At 73.8% G+C, this 15,737-nt stretch carries 17 protein-coding genes and 1 other RNA gene; 10 read left to right on the top strand and 8 right to left on the bottom strand.

Going from position 1 to position 15,737, the window contains the following annotated elements; translation table 11 throughout:
• Positions 1–89 precede the first annotated feature (89 nt).
• Positions 90–1,367 carry a hemolysin family protein gene (locus BKA05_RS06680; protein WP_179530732.1) on the top strand — a complete coding sequence of 426 codons (1,278 nt, stop codon included), beginning with the start codon at positions 90–92 and terminating at the stop codon, positions 1,365–1,367.
• A gap of 4 nt (positions 1,368–1,371) precedes the next feature.
• Here the strand turns inward: BKA05_RS06680 and BKA05_RS06675 are convergent, their stop codons facing one another.
• Entirely contained in the window at positions 1,372–1,656 is a 285-nt protein-coding gene (locus tag BKA05_RS06675) for a hypothetical protein (RefSeq protein ID WP_179530731.1), read from the bottom strand.
• Between the two features lie 7 nt (positions 1,657–1,663).
• Complete coding sequence (locus BKA05_RS06670; protein ID WP_179530730.1) at positions 1,664–1,870, bottom strand: hypothetical protein; 207 nt, start codon at positions 1,868–1,870, stop codon at positions 1,664–1,666.
• A gap of 38 nt (positions 1,871–1,908) precedes the next feature.
• On the opposite strand from BKA05_RS06670, the gene map reads away from it, so the two are divergent.
• The 5 genes from map to rnpB all read left to right on the top strand — a co-directional run bounded on the left by map (position 1,909) and on the right by rnpB (position 6,648).
• A complete protein-coding gene (map, locus tag BKA05_RS06665) occupies positions 1,909–2,763 on the top strand; it encodes a type I methionyl aminopeptidase (protein WP_179530729.1) in 855 nt (284 codons plus the stop codon).
• Positions 2,764–2,803: 40 nt separating this feature from the next.
• Complete coding sequence (locus BKA05_RS06660; protein WP_179530728.1) at positions 2,804–4,447, top strand: circularly permuted type 2 ATP-grasp protein; 1,644 nt, start codon at positions 2,804–2,806, stop codon at positions 4,445–4,447.
• A complete protein-coding gene (locus BKA05_RS06655; protein WP_179530727.1) occupies positions 4,441–5,382 on the top strand; it encodes an alpha-E domain-containing protein in 942 nt (313 codons plus the stop codon). The genes BKA05_RS06660 and BKA05_RS06655 overlap by 7 nt, the downstream gene beginning before the upstream one ends.
• Positions 5,382–6,221, top strand: a complete 840-nt coding sequence (locus tag BKA05_RS06650; protein ID WP_179530726.1) for a transglutaminase family protein — start codon at positions 5,382–5,384, stop codon at positions 6,219–6,221. Before BKA05_RS06655 ends, BKA05_RS06650 begins: the two co-directional genes overlap by 1 nt.
• 27 nt (positions 6,222–6,248) lie before the next feature.
• An RNA gene (rnpB, locus tag BKA05_RS06645) (RNase P RNA component class A) lies at positions 6,249–6,648 on the top strand.
• Between the two features lie 105 nt (positions 6,649–6,753).
• Here the strand turns inward: rnpB and BKA05_RS06640 are convergent.
• Positions 6,754–8,181 carry an RNB domain-containing ribonuclease gene (locus BKA05_RS06640; protein ID WP_179530725.1) on the bottom strand — a complete coding sequence of 476 codons (1,428 nt, stop codon included), beginning with the start codon at positions 8,179–8,181 and terminating at the stop codon, positions 6,754–6,756.
• Between the two features lie 21 nt (positions 8,182–8,202).
• Here BKA05_RS06640 and yaaA point away from each other — a divergent pair, with 21 nt between their 5' ends.
• Positions 8,203–8,982 carry a peroxide stress protein YaaA gene (gene yaaA / locus BKA05_RS06635; protein WP_179530724.1) on the top strand — a complete coding sequence of 260 codons (780 nt, stop codon included), beginning with the start codon at positions 8,203–8,205 and terminating at the stop codon, positions 8,980–8,982.
• Position 8,983: 1 nt separating this feature from the next.
• Here the strand turns inward: yaaA and BKA05_RS06630 are convergent, their stop codons facing one another.
• The 5 genes from BKA05_RS06630 to BKA05_RS06610 form a co-directional block, all read right to left on the bottom strand.
• Positions 8,984–9,856, bottom strand: a complete 873-nt coding sequence (locus tag BKA05_RS06630) for a GyrI-like domain-containing protein (RefSeq protein ID WP_179530723.1) — start codon at positions 9,854–9,856, stop codon at positions 8,984–8,986.
• 82 nt (positions 9,857–9,938) lie between these two features.
• Positions 9,939–11,222: a phosphotransferase gene (locus BKA05_RS06625; RefSeq protein ID WP_179530722.1), complete on the bottom strand. Its 1,284-nt coding sequence runs from the start codon at positions 11,220–11,222 to the stop codon at positions 9,939–9,941.
• A 9-nt stretch (positions 11,223–11,231) separates the two neighbouring features.
• Positions 11,232–12,461 (bottom strand): bifunctional RNase H/acid phosphatase, encoded by a 1,230-nt coding sequence (locus tag BKA05_RS06620; RefSeq protein WP_179530721.1) that lies wholly within the window; start codon positions 12,459–12,461, stop codon positions 11,232–11,234.
• Complete coding sequence (locus BKA05_RS06615) at positions 12,458–13,171, bottom strand: zinc ribbon domain-containing protein (RefSeq protein WP_425489727.1); 714 nt, start codon at positions 13,169–13,171, stop codon at positions 12,458–12,460. Before BKA05_RS06615 ends, BKA05_RS06620 begins: the two co-directional genes overlap by 4 nt.
• 77 nt (positions 13,172–13,248) lie before the next feature.
• Positions 13,249–14,373: a Nif3-like dinuclear metal center hexameric protein gene (locus BKA05_RS06610; RefSeq protein ID WP_179530720.1), complete on the bottom strand. Its 1,125-nt coding sequence runs from the start codon at positions 14,371–14,373 to the stop codon at positions 13,249–13,251.
• Positions 14,374–14,417: 44 nt separating this feature from the next.
• Between BKA05_RS06610 and BKA05_RS06605 the strand changes: the two genes are divergently transcribed.
• From BKA05_RS06605 to BKA05_RS06595, 3 genes are read left to right on the top strand one after another with little or no spacing between them, the layout of a single operon-like run.
• On the top strand, positions 14,418–14,753 hold the full coding sequence (locus BKA05_RS06605; RefSeq protein WP_179530719.1) for an antibiotic biosynthesis monooxygenase family protein: 336 nt from the start codon (positions 14,418–14,420) through the stop codon (positions 14,751–14,753).
• Between the two features lie 4 nt (positions 14,754–14,757).
• Complete coding sequence (locus BKA05_RS06600) at positions 14,758–15,423, top strand: AzlC family ABC transporter permease (RefSeq protein ID WP_179530718.1); 666 nt, start codon at positions 14,758–14,760, stop codon at positions 15,421–15,423.
• Positions 15,420–15,737, top strand: coding sequence for an AzlD domain-containing protein (locus BKA05_RS06595; protein WP_179530717.1), 318 nt, complete (start codon positions 15,420–15,422; stop codon positions 15,735–15,737). Before BKA05_RS06600 ends, BKA05_RS06595 begins: the two co-directional genes overlap by 4 nt.

Raw genomic sequence — 15,737 nt, 5'->3', positions numbered from 1 at the left:
TCGCCGTCGCCCGCCCCGCGCGGCGACGGTTGGCCCGTTCCGGCATCCTGAGGGCCCACCCCTCGCACGGAAGGGGCCCGAGCGCCCGGATGGACATCCAGACCCTGGTCAACCTCGGCCTGGTCCTGCTCTTCGTTCTCGTCGGCGGCGTCTTCGCCGGCACCGAGCTCGCGCTGGTCTCCCTGCGCGAGGGCCAGCTCGACCAGCTCCAGAAGCGCGGGGGCCGCGGCGCGCGGGTCGCCGCCGTCGCCCGCGACCCCAACCGGTTCCTGGCCGCCGTGCAGATCGGCGTCACCGTGGCCGGCTTCTTCTCCGCGGCGTACGGCGCCTCCACGCTCGCCCCGGACGTCGCCCCGCTCCTGGCGCGGCTCGGCCTCGCCGACGACCTGGCCGACACCCTGGCGCTGGTGCTGCTGACGCTGCTGATCGCCTACCTCTCGCTGGTGCTCGGGGAGCTGGTGCCCAAGCGGATCGCCCTGCAGCGCTCCGCGGGCATGGCGCTCCTGGTGGGTCCACCGCTGGACCGCTTCGCGACGCTGATGCGGCCGGTCGTGTGGTTCCTCTCGGTCTCCACCAACGCCGTGGTCCGCCTGCTCGGCGGTGACCCCCACGCGACGTCGGAGGACATGACCGACGAGGAGCTGCGCTACCTCGTCGACCAGCACGAGGGCCTCGGGGACTCCGAGCGCGCCATCCTCACCGACGTCTTCGACGCCGGCGACCGCAGCCTGCGCGAGGTCATGCGCCCGCGCGCCGACGTCCTGACCCTGCCCGGGCGGGCGCGGGTGGCCGACGTCGTCGAGCAGGTCCGCACCAGCCCCTACTCCCGCTACCCGGTGGTCGGCGAAGGTGCCGACGACGTGCTCGGGTTCCTCCACGTCCGCGACCTGCTGGAGGTCGACCCGGCGACCCCGGTGGCCGACCTGGCCCGCCCGATCGTCTTCCTGCCGCGGACCAACCGGGTGCTGCCGACGCTCACCGCGATGCGGCGCGCCCGCACCCACATCGCCGTCGTCGTCGACGAGTACGGCGGCACCGACGGGATCGTGACCCTCGAGGACCTCGTGGAGGAGCTCGTCGGCGAGATCGAGGACGAGTACGACCCGCCCGAAGCCGCGGAGTCCGCCGGCATCGCCGCGGGCCTCACGATCGAGGAGTTCGCCGAGGCCACCGGCGTGGCGCTCGAGGACGGCCCCTACGAGACGGCGGCCGGCTTCGTCCTGCACCGGCTCGGCCGCGTCGCCGCGGTGGGTGACCGGGTCGAGGTCGACGACGAGCACGCCCTGCTGGTCACCGAGGTCGACGGGCACCGCATCACCCGCGTCCGGCTCGAGGCCGGGCAGCCGGAGCCGGGCGAGGGCAGCTAGCCGGTCACCAGCCCCACCACGCGGCGCCGGCCCAGATCACCACGAACCACACCACCAGGCACACGACGGGCGCCCAGGCCACCCACGTCGGGCGCTCGGACCACCAGCCGACCGCGCGCACCGTGGCGACCAGCCAGAGGAGCAGCAGCAGCGTCTGCGCCCACCACGGCGTGAACGGGCCCGAGGCGGCGTACAGGAAGAAGCAGGCCGCGAGGCCCACCAGGCCGACGAACGGCCACGGCGAGACGTCCGAGCGGCGGTAGCGGCGTGTGCGGGTGAAGAACGCCACGGACGCCTCAGTCCTCCTCGACGGCGTCCCAGTCGTCCTCGGCGGAGTCCCACTGCTCGTTGCGCTCCTCGGCGATCTCGAGGGCGCGCGCGGCCTCCTCGCGGGAGTCGTAGGGACCCAGCCGGTGCTTGGCCGGGCACAGGTCGTCCACGGTCTCCACGCGCTGGTGCTTCACGCAGTACCAGAACTGGTCGGGCTTGCCTCCGTCGGCCATGGGGCGACCGTACCGCCCGCGGCCTAGACTCGTCGGACGTGACCACCGCGACCGTGCAGCCCGCCGCCGTCTCCCCCCGGCGCCCCGTCCCCGCGCACATCGTGCGCCCGGAGTACGTCGACAAGCCGGCGCCCGCGCGCTTCGAGGGCTCGGAGGTCAAGGACGCCGAGACCATCGAGCGGATGCGCGCCGCGTGCCGCCTCGCCGCGCGGGCCCGCGAGGAGGTCGGCCGCCACGTCGTACCGGGCGTGACGACCGACGAGCTGGACCGCATCGGCCACGAGTTCCTCTGCGACCACGGCGCCTACCCCTCCACGCTGGGCTACCGCGGCTTCCCGAAGTCGCTGTGCAGCAGCGTCAACGAGGTCGTGTGCCACGGCATCCCCGACAGCCGGGTCGTGCAGGACGGCGACATCGTCAACATCGACATCACCGCCTACCTCGACGGCGTGCACGGCGACACCAACGCCACCTTCCTGGCCGGCGACGTCGCCCCGCAGACGCGCGCCCTGGTCGAGCACACCCGCGAGGCGCTGGACCGCGGCATCCGGGCGGTCAAGCCGGGTCGCCGCATCAACGTCGTCGGCCGGGTCATCGAGGCGTTCGCCAAGCGTCACGGGTACGGCGTCGTCCGCGAGTTCACCGGGCACGGCATCGGCACCCACTTCCACTCCGGCCTGGTCGTGCCGCACTACGACGACCCCGACTACGACGACCTGATCGAGGTCGGCATGACCTTCACGATCGAGCCGATGCTCAACCTCGGCACCCACGAGTGGGAGATGTGGGACGACGGGTGGACGGCCGTCACCAGGGACCGTCGTCCCTCGGCGCAGTTCGAGCACACGCTGCTGGTCACCGCGGACGGCGCCGAGGTCCTGACTCACCCCTGACGCAACGTTCGCGTAACTCGGACCTGGGTATGGTCCGGGCATGACGGCCATGTTCGAGGGATACGGGTCGAGCGGCGCGGCGTACGACGAGATGTTCGACGGGCAGGCGCTCCGACCGCCGTACCGCCGACTGCGTCACTCGCTGCGCGAGATGAGCACTCCGGAGCTGGTCAGTCGGGTGGAGGCGCTGCAGGCCTCCTACCTCGACCAGGGCGTCACCTTCGACATCGGCGGCGAGGAGCGGGCCTTCCCGCTCGACATCCTGCCGCGGGTGATCGAGATGGACACCTGGACCACCATCGAGCGCGGCGTCCAGCAGCGGGTGCGCACGCTGGAGGCCTTCCTCGCCGACGTGTACGACGCGGGCCAGGTCTTCGACGACGGCGTCATCCCCCGCCGGGTGATCACGACGTCGTCGCACTACCACCGCGAGGCCGCCGGGGTGCGGCCGCCGAACGGCGTCCGGGTCCACGTCTCCGGCATCGACCTGATCCGCGACAACGCCGGCGAGTTCCGCGTCCTCGAGGACAACGTGCGGGTGCCGTCGGGGGTCTCCTACGTGATGACCAACCGGCGCGCGATCTCCGCCGCCCTGCCCGAGACCATCGCCCAGCACCGCATCCGGCCCGTCGCCGGCTACCCGCAGCGGCTGCTCGCCGCGCTGCGCGCCGCCGCCCCGGCCGGTGTCACCGACCCGACCGTGGTGGTGCTGACGCCGGGCGTCTACAACGGCGCCTACTTCGAGCACGCCCTGCTGGCCCGCACGATGGGCGTGGAGCTGGTCGAGGGGCGCGACCTGGAGTGCCGGCGCGGCCGCGTGATGATGCGCACCACCAAGGGCCTGGAGCCGGTGCACGTGATCTACCGCCGCGTCGACGACGAGTTCCTCGACCCGGTGCACTTCCGCGCCGACTCGATGCTCGGCTGCCCCGGCATGATCGACGCGGCCCGGGCGGGCAACGTGACCCTGGCCAACGCGGTCGGCAACGGGGTGGCCGACGACAAGCTCGTCTACACCTACCTGCCCGACCTGATCCGCTACTACCTCGACGAGGAGCCGGTGCTGCGCAACGTCGACACCTGGCGCTGCGGTGACGCCGAGGCCCGTGAGGAGGTCCTGGACCGGCTCGACGAGCTGGTGCTCAAGCCGGTCGACGGCTCGGGCGGCAAGGGCATCGTGATCGGCCCGCGCGCGTCGCGGGCCGAGCTCGACGAGCTGCGCGGGAAGGTGCTGGCCGACCCGCGGGCGTGGATCGCCCAGCCGGTCGTGCAGCTGTCCACGGTCCCGACCTTCGTCGACGGCGAGCTCGGCCCCCGCCACGTCGACCTGCGCCCCTTCGCGGTCAACGACGGCAACCGGGTCTGGGTGCTCCCCGGCGGCCTGACCCGGGTCGCGCTGGCCAAGGGCGAGCTGATCGTGAACTCCTCGCGCGGCGGCGGCTCCAAGGACACCTGGGTGCTCGCCGGGCCGCCCAGCCTCGAGGGGCTCCCACCCGAGCCCGAGCCCGAGCCGGAGCCGGAACCCGAGCCCACCGAGCCCGAGCCCACCGAGCCCGAGGTCCGCGACCCGGGCCCGGCCCCCAGCCAGCTGCCCGACCTGGTCGACGGCCCCGAGCCGGCCCAGCAGCAGCAACAGCAACAACAGCAACAGGCCCGCGACCAGAGAGGAGCGCGCCCGTGCTGAGCCGGATCGCGGAGTCGATGTTCTGGATCGGCCGCTACGTCGAGCGTGCCGAGGACACCGCACGCATCCTCGACGTGCAGACCCAGCTGCTGCTCGAGGACGCCACGATCGACGAGGACACCACCTGCCGCGGGCTGCTCTCGATCATGGGCATCGAGCCCGACGACGAGCCGCTGCCCGACCACGTCGACGTCTCCTTCGTCCTCGACCGGCTCTGCTACGGCACCGGGCACCCGACCTCGATCGCCGCCGCCCTCGCCGGGGCCCGCGAGTCGGCCAGACGGGCCCGCGAGACCCTGTCGGTGCCGATGTGGGAGGCGATCAACACCACCTACCGCGCGATCCCCTCGGGTCACTTCCACGCGATGCGCACCCCCGGGGTCTTCCAGTGGGTCCGGGAGCGGGCCGCCTTCGTCAACGGCACCGCCGACGCCACCATGACCCGCGACGAGGGCTGGCACTTCCTGATGCTGGGTCGCTGCGTGGAGCGGGCCGACATGACCTCGCGCCTACTGGCCACGGCCTCGCTCAGCGCGGGCAGCGACGCCCCGTGGACCACCACCCTGCGGGCCTGCGGCGCCCACGAGGCCTTCCTGCGCACCTACCGCGGGCTCGAGACCGAGCGCGGGGCGGCGGAGTTCCTCATGCTCGACCGGCTCTTCCCGCGATCGGTGGTCTTCTCGCTGAACCGGGCCGAGCAGTGCCTGGTCAACCTGGAGGCCTCCGACCCCCGCGCCGGGTTCCAGAACGAGGCCCAGCGACTGCTGGGCCGGATGCGCGCGGAGCTGGAGTACCGCTCGCTGTCGGAGCTGATGACCGACCTACCCACCGAGATGGAGCGCCTGCAGCGCACCTGCGCACTGGCGACCGAGGCCGTGACCCGTCGCTACTTCGCCGGGGCCGAGGCCATGAGCTGGACCGGGGTGACCCACTGATGCAGCTGCGGATCAACCACACCACGACCTTCACCTACGACGGCAAGGCCACCGCGTCGTTCAACCAGGCGCGACTCACCCCCGTCACGACGCCCGAGCAGATCGTGGTGCACAGCCGCGTCGAGGTCTCCCCCAAGCCGTGGTTCTACGAGTACCGCGACTACTTCGGAGCCGTCGTCACCGCCTTCGAGGTCGTCGACCCGCACGAGGTGCTCGTCGTGGCGGCGACCTCGACCGTCCAGGCCCACCGCCAGGCTCCCTCGGAGCCGACGCTGACCTGGGCCGACATGGCCACCCGCGAGGTCGCCGACCGCTGGACCGAGGACCTCGTGCTCCCCGACCTGGTCACCCCGCCGCACGACTTCGCCACCCGGGTCAAGCAGCTGGCCGCCGACGCCGACCTGCCCGGCCACGCTGCCCGTGCGGTGTGCTCGCTGGTCCACGACCAGGTCGAGCACCTCCCCCGCTCCCGGCACGTGCAGTCCCACGCGGCCGAGGCCTGGCAGCAGCGGGCCGGGGTCTGCCAGGACCTCGCGCACCTGGTGATCGGGGGCCTGCGCACCCTCGGCATCCCCGCGCGGTACGTCGCCGGCTACCGCCACCCCGACGCCGACCCGGCCGTCGGCGCCACGGTCCCGTCCGAGGCGCACGCCTGGGTCGAGTGGTGGGACGACGGCTGGACGGCGTACGACCCGACCTGCGACGCGGCTCCCGACGACCGCTACGTCTCGATCGGCGCGGGTCGCGACCACGACGACGTGCCGCCGCTGCGCGGCATCTACTCCGGCGCCTCGACCGCTGACATGAGCGTCGAGGTCGAGGTCACGCGTCTGGCCTGACGGGTCGCGGTAGCATCGCGGTGCGGATGGGCCGACCGGGCGACCGCGTCGCACCCCTCGTGGGTGCGCCGAGGAAGGTCCGGGCTCCACAGGGCGAGGTGGTGGGTAACACCCACCCGGGGCAACCTGCGGGACAGTGCCACAGAGAACAGACAGCCGACCCCCTCGAGCGATCGGGAGGGCCGGTGATGGTGAAACGGTGGTGTAAGAGACCACCAGCGACCGGGGCGACCCGGTCGGCTCGGCAAACCCCACCTGGAGCAAGGTCAAGAAGTCACTTCGGTGGCGCGTGTGCGTTCGAGGGCTGCCCGCCCGAGCACACGGGTAGATCGCTGGAGGTCGTCGGCAACGGCGACCGTAGATGGATGGTCGCCCCCGGACCCGAGAGGGCGAGGGACAGAACCCGGCCTACAGGTCGGCCCATCCGCACTCGTCCCCCGGACGCCTCGCCCGGCGAGGTGTCCGGGCCCGGCGCCCACCAGGGGGGGTGAGAGGGCGCCCGACCCGGACAGGGTGAATCATGCCCGGTCGGTCACGCCGGTGCGAAACGAACGCGCCTGGCGGACACGTCGGCCTCGACGAGCCTGACCTGCATCTCCTCGCCCAACGGCAGCGGCGACTCGCCCTCGATGCGGGCCTCGACCGCGGGACCGGCCACCACGACCTGGCCGCGGTGCGGCTTGTTGTCGTCGACCTCGACGACCACCCCGGTCATCTCCTCGCCGACCCGGTCGCGCAGCACGCCGGCCTCGACGAGGTCCAGCACCCCCCGCTCGTACGCCGACGCGACCCGCCCGGAGCGGCGCATCGTGCCCGGCAGCTCCGGCAGTGCGGCGTGCACCCAGGCGGGGACCTCGACACCGGCGCACAGGGCCACGCACACCTCCGAGGCATAGCGGTCCACGAGCCGGCGCAGCGGCGCCGTGACGTGGGCGTACTCCGCGGCCAGCGCCGCGTGCAGCGGCTGCTCGGGCAGCTCGCCGTCGAAGGCGGTGTAGCCGCTGCCGCGCAGCAGCCGGGTGCAGGCCACCACCATCGCGGCGTGCTCGGGGCGGGTGGGGTCCAGGCTGCGGACGAAGTCGGGGTAGAGCAGCTCGGCGGGCCACTCGATGCCCAGAGCGCGGGCCGTGCGGTGCAGCCGCTGCACGTCGCGCGGGTCGGCCGGCGGGAGCGTGCGCAGGATGCCGACCCGGCCGTAGACCATCATCGCGGCCGCGGCGTACCCGGTGAGCAGCGAGACCTGGGCGTTCCAGTCCTCCACGGGCAGTCGAGCACGGTGCTCGAGGTGCCAGCGGTGGCCGTCGACGACGACCTCCTGCTCGGGCAGGGGCAGCGAGACACCGCCGCGGGCGGCCTCGCGGGCCAGCCGCAACGGCCCGACCTCTGCGAGCCGCGCCAGCGTCTCGGGACCCTCACCGGCGTCGACCCTGCGCTGCGCCTCCTCGTAGGTCAGCTGCTCGCGGCTGCGCACGAGCGCCCGCCGCACGTCGGCGTCCACGCGCTCGCCGTCGGGGCCGAGCCGGATGGTCCACAGCAGCGCCGGGCGCACCCGGTCCGGCAGCAGGGACGCCGCGTCCTCGCTGATCGCCGGCGGGTGCAGCGGCACCTTCCCCTCCGCGCCGTAGAGCGTCTCGCCACGGTGGTTGGCCTCCACGTCGACCGGGTCGCCCGGGCTGACGAAGGCCGCCACGTCGGCGATGGCGTAGTGCACCACCCAGCCGTCGCCGTCACGGGCGACGTGCAGCGCCTGGTCGAGGTCGCGCGCCCCCTCGGGGTCGATGGTCACGAGGGGCAGGTCGGTGCGGTCCAGCTCGGGCAACCGAGGAGCCTGCGCCGCGCGCGCCGCGGCCTCCTCGACCTCGGCCGGGAAGGCCGGGGTCACCTCGAGCTCGGCCTGCAACCGGCGTACCTCCTCGCGCAGGAGGCTGGCCGGGACCCGCAGGACGGGGTGGGAGGTCATGCAGGCACCATAGCCAGCACCATGTTGATCCTCCTGCCGCCCAGCGAGGGCAAGACCGCACCCCGCCGGGGCAAGCCGCTCGACCTGGCCGCCCTCACCTCCCCCGAGCTCACCGACGCCCGCCGCGCGGTGATCGACGCGCTGGTCGACCTGTGCTCCGGCGACGTGGCGACCGCCGCCCGGGTGCTGGAGGTCGGCGCCACCCAGCACGACCTGGTCGCGCTGAACGCCGGTCTCGTCGACGCGCCGACGGCGCGGGCCGACGCGGTCTACAGCGGCGTGGTCTACGACGCGCTCGACGCCCCGACCCTGTCGACGGCGGCCCGCCGCCGCGCCTCGACCCGGCTCGCGGTGACCTCGAGCCTCTTCGGCGTGGTCCGGCCCGGCGACCGGATCCCCGCCTACCGCCTGTCGGGGGGTACGACGCTGCCCGGCCTCGGCCCGGTGGCGACCCACTGGCGCACCCACCTCGACCCCGCCATGAGCGACCTGCTCGGCGGCGGGCTGCTGGTCGACCTGCGCTCGGCCGCCTACGCCGCCTTCTGGCGCCCGGCGCCGGACCTGGCGCCGCGGGTGGCCACCGTCCGCGTGCTCCACGAGGTCGGCGGGAAGCGGAAGGTCGTCTCCCACTTCAACAAGGCGACCAAGGGCCGGATCACCCGTGCCCTCCTCGAGGACGGCGCCAACCCGGGCACCCCCGCACGCCTCGCCGAGGCGCTGCGCGACCTGGGCTGGATGGTCGAGGTCGGCGAGCCGACCGCCAAGGGCACCCAGCTCGACGTGGTGGTCGAGGAGCTGTAGCTCAGCTCGGCTCGACCGGCAGCCACAGCTCACACCTGGCCGAGCCGTCAGCCGGGTCCATGGCCTGGACCGCGACGACCTCGGGTCCCGGACGCAGCCTCCAGGGCTGGGACGGGAACCACTCGGTGGCCGTCCTCGCCCAGATGTCCTGCAGGGCCGCCGGGTAGGGCCCGTCGACCGTGAAGACCGCCCACGTCCCGGCCGGAGCCGTCACCACGTCGAGGTCGTCGGCCTCCGCGGTGCTGGCGACACCGTGGAGGTAGGTGAGCTCGGTGCCTTCCTCACGGTCCGGGTCGAGGTCGTCGCTCACCGCCACGACGCCTCGCGGCTCGACGTCGTTGAGCTTCTTGAGCCGTCGCGTCTCCTCGACGGACACGGACGCGACGAGCGCGGCGATCTCGGGGTTGACCCCCTCGTGCACCAGGCGGACGCGTCGGGCGTGCCCGATCAGGCGCAGGTCGGGCAGGTCGACGATGCGGGTGTGCATGGGTTCTCCTCCGTGGACGGTCAGCGCGAAGCTGATCGCGGGCTGGGTGCGCAGAGGACCGCCATCACGTCTCACCTCGGCCGGGCTGGCGCCGTGCACGGCACGGAAGGCCCGGCCGAACGCCTCAGCCGAGCCGTAGCCGTGACGCACGGCCACCGTGAGCAGGTCCGCTCGGCCCGTCGTCAGGTCGCGGGCGGCCAAGGACATCCGGCGACGACGGACGTAGTCCGACAGCGGCATCCCCGCCAACGACGCGAACATGCGCCTCAGGTGGTGCTCGGTGGTCCCGATGCTGGCGGCCAGCGCCGCGACGTCGACGCGTGGCGCCGGGTCCTCGGCGAGGTGCTCCTCGACCAGCGCCACGGCTCGGTTGAGCTCGACGATCACGTGGTCCTCCTCTCTTCGCCACCAGCCTGTCTGCATCGGAGGTCGTGCCGCCCGATCATCCGTGGCCGATCCGATCGACGGGTCAGCCGGCGCCCGCCGCGTCCCGCGCAGCGCGGAGCTGCTCGTGCAGCCACGGCACCACCGCGGCCAGGTCGGAGCGACTGTCGGGGTCCTGGGCGCGGAGGATCCGTTCGTAGGTGGCCACCTGGAACGCCGTCTCGACGGCGGGCGTCAGCGACCACGCCCGATCGTGGTCCACGTCCGGGTAGGCCGCCCGCCACGGCTGCGACCACGCGGTCCACACCTGCGCGGCGTGCTCCTCGTCCGAGCACTCGTTGGCCAGGTGCCGCGCGTCGAGGTACGGGTGGGTGAGGCAGGCGTCGGTCCAGTCGAAGACGACCGGCGTGCTGTCCCCGGCGATGTTGCCGAGGTGCAGGTCGCCGTGGCTGAGGGCGGTCGGGAGGCCGATCGCGTCGAGCGCCTCGATCTGCTCGACCACCCACGGCTCGACCTCGGCCCACTCCGCCCACCGGTGGGCGGGGAAGCGGTTGCTCAGGACGCTGTCGTGCAGCGCCCGGTGCAGCTCACCCACCAGCCCGGCGAGGGTGCGCTCCTCGACACCGGCGGCCAGCAGGTCGGCCCGGTCGGCCCCGAGCTGGAGCCCGGCCATCCCCGCCGCAGCGCCCACGGCCAGGTGCGCCGGTGCGGCGTCGGCGCCCGTCAGCTCCTCGAGCAGCATCCACGCCCGGCCCGGGTCCACCGCGACGACGTCGGGGGTCAGGTCCGGCGCCAGCCCGGCCACGAGCGCGGTCAGCGACGGCTCGGCGCGGAACCCCTCGCAGGTCGCCTTGAACCACAGGTGGCGTACTCCCCCGGCCTGGCCCTCCGCCGCGGCCACCGGCACGCGGAGCACGGCCGAGAGCGACCACAGCTTGGCCGGCACGGGCGCGGCCACCCGAGCGAGCCCGACTGCGGGGAGCACCTCGTCCAGCCAGGCGGTCACCTCGCCTGCCCACGCTGCGCTCCACCAGGGCTGACCCGTCACCACGACCCGTCCCGTGCGCCACGCGTCGTACGTCGCCACCAACCAGTCCACGGTGGCTTCGTCGAACCCTGCCTCGGCCGGGTCCCGCGACCACCCGTCCTCCGCCAGCGACTCCCCCTCTCCCGGCACGAGCAGGTGGACCACGCGGTCGTCGGTCTCCCACCGGGGCGTCCCGCACTTCCAGGCGCGCTCGACACCCAGAGCGGCGGTCAGGTCGCCGTGGTCGACCCAGCGCTGGTCGACGTCGACCACCCGCCACCGGTCACGCGAGGGGTCGAGCAGGACGACACGGTGCAATCGGGACGGCCGAGCGGTGGACACCCGCGGGTTCTACCAGCGACCCGGGTCCAACGTCGCGCCATTTCCCGGCGGCAGGGTGTTGTAGAGCCGCATCGACCCGCGCACCCCGTCCGGCGCCTGCGGGTCGGGGTAGAACGACACGACGCTGACCGAGGCCGGCGACAGCTCCATCCGGAACACCGCGTCCAGCGGCGCCCCCATCGTGTGGGCGACCAGGGTCTTGATCGGGGTGACGTGGGAGACCACGACGACCGTGCGACCGGCGTGCTGCTCCAGCACCCGGCGCAGCCCACCCAGCACCCGCCGCTCGACCTCGCGGAAGGACTCCCCGCCCGGCGGCGGGACGTCGAGCGAGCCCAGCCAGGCGTCGAGCCCCTCCTGGTCGCGCTCGGCGACCTCGGCGAAGGTGAGGCCGTCCCAGTCGCCGAACTCCATCTCGGCGAAGCCCGGCTCCAGCTCGACCTCCAGCCCCAGCGCGTCGGCCACGACCGCGGCGGTCTCGCGGGTACGGCGTACCGGCGAGGCCAGCACGGCGTCGACCCGGTCCCCCAGGCCCGCCAGCCACGCCGCGGCCGCCCGCGCCTGCTCCAGCCCCTCGTCGCTCAGCGGCGGGTTGTCCCCGCCGAGACCGCCGGAGAACTTCTTCGCGGAGGTGTGCGCCGTGACGCCGTGGCGGACGAGGACCAGTGTCGTCGGGGCACCGGTGGGCGGGGACCAGCCACGGTGCCCGGCCTGGTCCTGCTCGCGCTCGGTGCGCGCCGCACCCGGTGACTCGATCTCCTCGATCACCGACTCCTCGTCGGTGGCGCTCCCCCGCACCGGGCCCGGCGCCACCTCGTCGCCGTCCATCGCACGGTTGGCCAGGGCGTCGGCGTCGGCGTTGTCCGCGCGCGGGATCCAGGTGTAGGTGGTGCCGGCGGGCGCGAGGTCGCGTGCCTCGGCGTGCAGCGGCTGCAGACCGGGGTGCTTGACCTTCCAGGCCCCCTTCATCTGCTCCACCACCAGCTTGGAGTCCATCCGGACCTCGATCCGTGCGCCCGGCGCGTGGTCGAGCGCGAGGCGCAGGCCCGCGATCAGCCCGGCGTACTCGGCGACGTTGTTGGTCGCCTCGCCGATGGCCACCGCCGCCTCCGCGAGCAGCTCCCCGGTGGCGGCGTCGCGCACCAGGGCGCCGTAGCCGGCCGGGCCGGGGTTGCCGCGCGAGCCGCCGTCGGCCTCGACGACGACCGCGTCGGGGCCCGCCCCGGGGGCTGCGGTCACAGGCCGGACTCGGCGGTGCGGACGAGGATCCGCGAGCACTCCTCGCAGCGCACGACCTCGTCGGCCGGGGCGGCCTTGATCGCGGCGAGCTCGGCGGCGTCGATGCCGAGCTGGCAGCCGCCGCAGCGACGCTGGGTCAGGTGCGAGGCGGCCAGGCCGCCCTTGGTCTCGCGCAGCTTGTCGTAGAGCGCGACCAGGTCGGCGGGCAGCCCCTCGGCCGCCGGGCCGCGGCGGGTGGCCAGGTCGGCGAGCTCGGCGTCGATCTCGGCGAAGCGGGCGTCACGGACGGCGGCCAGCTCGGCGATGCGGCTCTCCGCGGCGCCGATCCGGTCGTTGATCGACGAGAGCATGCCCTGGGCGGCCTCGAGCCGCTCCATGACCTCGAGCTCCTCGTCCTCCAGCGTGCGGATGCGCCGCTCGAGCGACTCCAGCTCGCCGGTCATCCGCTCGAGGTCCTTGGGGTTGCTGATCAGCCCGGCGTCCATCCGCTCGCGGTCGCGGGTGCGGCGCGCCTTGACGGTCTCCACGTCGGCGTCGACCTTCTCCTGCTCGACGGTGAGGTCGTCCACGACGATCTTCGCGTCGCGGGCGTCGTCGACCAGGGCGGCGCGGGTGCGCTCGAGCTCGGCGATCTCGGCCAGCTCGGGCAGGCTGCGGCGCTGGTGCTGCAGCTGCTGGGTCCGGGAGTCGAGCTCCTGGACGTCGAGCAGCCGGAGCTGGGCGGCGGGGTCGGCTTTCAGCGGGACTCCTGTGGGTGGGAGGTGGGTACGGACGGATCAGGGGCGGGTCAGAGCCGGTGGGTCCACGCGTCGGTGGAGCGTGTGCTCACCCGGACCTCCACCGTATCGCCCAGGGCGCCCTCGAGCCGCCTCGCCAGCACCGGCAGCCAGGTCCACTCGGCTGCCCAGTGCGCGACGTCGACCAGGGCGGGGCCCTCGTGCTCGAGGAACTCGGTCGCAGGGTGGTGTCGCAGGTCGCTGGTGACGTAGACGTCGGCGTTGGTGGAGCGCACGGTGTCGAGCAGGAAGTCGCCCGCTCCCCCGCACAGCGCCACCCGGCGTACCGGCCGGTCGAGGTCGCCGGCGACCCGCACGCCGTGCGCCGTGCCCGGCAGCGTCGCCGCCACCTGCTCGGCGAAGGCGCCCAGGGTCGTCGGGCCGACGTCCCCGATCCGGCCGGTGCCCGTCACGCCGATCCCGGGGTCTGCCAGCTCGAGCACGTCGTAGGCCGGCTCCTCGTAGGGGTGGGCGGCGAGCATCGCGCGGACGACGTGGTCGCGCCGGCCGCGGGGGAACACGACCTCGATGCGGACCTCCGCGACGTGCTCGATCTCTCCCACCGAGCCGATCGTGGGGTCGGCGCCTGGCAGCGGGCGGAAGCGGCCCTGCCCGGCGAGGGTGAACGACGCGTGGTCGTAGTCCCCGATCCGACCGGCCCCGGCCGCCGCGAGGGCGTCGCGCATCGCGTCGGCGTCCGGCTCGGGCACCATCACGCCCAGCTTGTCGACCGCCGGCAGCGGCGCCGGCAGGATCGGCCGGGCCTCACGCAGGCCGAGCGCGTCGGCCATCGCCTCCGAGACCCCGCCCTGCGCCTGGTCGGCGTTGGTGTGCGCCGCCAGCAGGGCGCAGTCGGCGCGCGCCAGCGTCAGGGAGGTGCGGCCCTTGGGCGTCTGGCTGGTGAAGCCGTGCACGCCCTTGAGGTAGAGCGGGTGGTGGGTGAGCAGCAGGTCGGCGCCCCACTCGGCGGCTTCCTGCGCCACGGCGGGTGCCGGGTCGACGGCCAGCAGGATCCGGCGTACGGGCTGGGCGAGGTCACCGTGCACCAGCCCGACCCGGTCCCAGCCCTCGGCGGTGCCGGGCGGGTACCAGCCGTGCACGAGGTCGACCAGGGATCGCAACGTGGGCTCGGCCATGGCCGCGAGGGTAGCGGCCCAGGCTCTCGGCCTATCCTCGCCGCATGTCCGCCCAGAGCTCCGTCGTGAAGATCAACGCCATCTCCGTCCCGCCGCAGGCCGGCCCCGAGCTCGAGAAGCGCTTCGCCGCCCGCGCCCACACCGTCGACGGCGCCGACGGCTTCCTCGGCTTCCAGCTGCTGCGGCCCGTCGCCGGCGACGACCGCTACTTCGTGGTCACCCACTGGCGCGACGAGGAGGCCTTCGCCGCCTGGCGCGACGGGGACGCCCGCGCCGCGCACGCCGGCCCGGAAGGCGCCGAGGGCGAGCAGCGCAAGCCGGTCGCCAGCGGCGCGGACCTGCTGGAGTTCGAGGTCGTGCTGGACGTCAAGCCGTCCTGACGAAGTGGAGCACCGCACCTCCTTCCGCCGGGGCCTCCGCCTGGGGGTCCCCTTCGCGGCGGTCGGGTTCTTCCTCAGCGTCTCCTTCGGGGTGCTGGCACGACAGGCGGGGTTCAGCGTCGCCCAGGCGAGCGTCACCGCCGTCATCGTGTTCGCCGGCTCCGCACAGTTCGCGGCGTTGTCCGTGGTCACCGCCGGCGGTGGCATCCCTGCGGCCCTGACGGCAGGCAGCCTCATGAACGCCCGCTTCCTGGCCATGGGTATCGCACTGGCGCCCTCGCTGCCCGGTGGCCCCCTCCGACGGGCCGCACAGGGGCAGACCGTCGTGGACTCCTCGTGGGCACTCGCCCATCGGGGCGACGGCACCTTCGACCGGTGGCTGCTGTTCGGCACGACAGTGCCGCAGTACCTCGCGTGGACGCTGGGCTCCTTCGTCGGCGCGGTCTCCGGCGACCTGCTCGGCGACCCCGACCGGCTGGGTCTCGACGCGATCTACCCGGTCTTCTTCCTGTCGCTGCTGATCGCGGAGCTGCGGGGCCGCACCTCGCGCTCGGTGGCCATCGCCGGGGCCCTCGTGGCACTGGCGCTCGTCCCGATCGCGCCGCCGGGCATTCCGATCCTCGCGGCCAGCGCCGTGGCACTCGTCGGTGTCGTGCGGTGGGCCAGGTGACACTCAGCTACGCGCAGGTCTGGTGGCTCATCCTCGGCCTCGCAGCCCTGACCGCGCTCATCAAGGCGGCGGGTCCCGTGCTCTTCGGGGGTCGGGTGCTGCCGGCAGCGGTGACGCGGGTGATCGTCCTCATGGCACCGACGCTGCTCAGCGCCTTGGTCGTCACCTCCGTGCTGGCGGCGGGCCGGTCGTGGTCGGTGGGGGCCCACACCATGGGGGTCGCCGTGGCAGCCCTGATGCTGTGGCGCAGGTGCTCGCTCGTGCTGAGCGTCGTCGTCGCCGTCCTGGTCACCGCCGGGCTCCGCGCGCTCTGA

The organism is Nocardioides marinus (assembly GCF_013408145.1).
Lineage (GTDB): Bacteria > Actinomycetota > Actinomycetes > Propionibacteriales > Nocardioidaceae > Nocardioides > Nocardioides marinus.
This window is presented reverse-complemented; position numbering and strand designations above follow the sequence as displayed.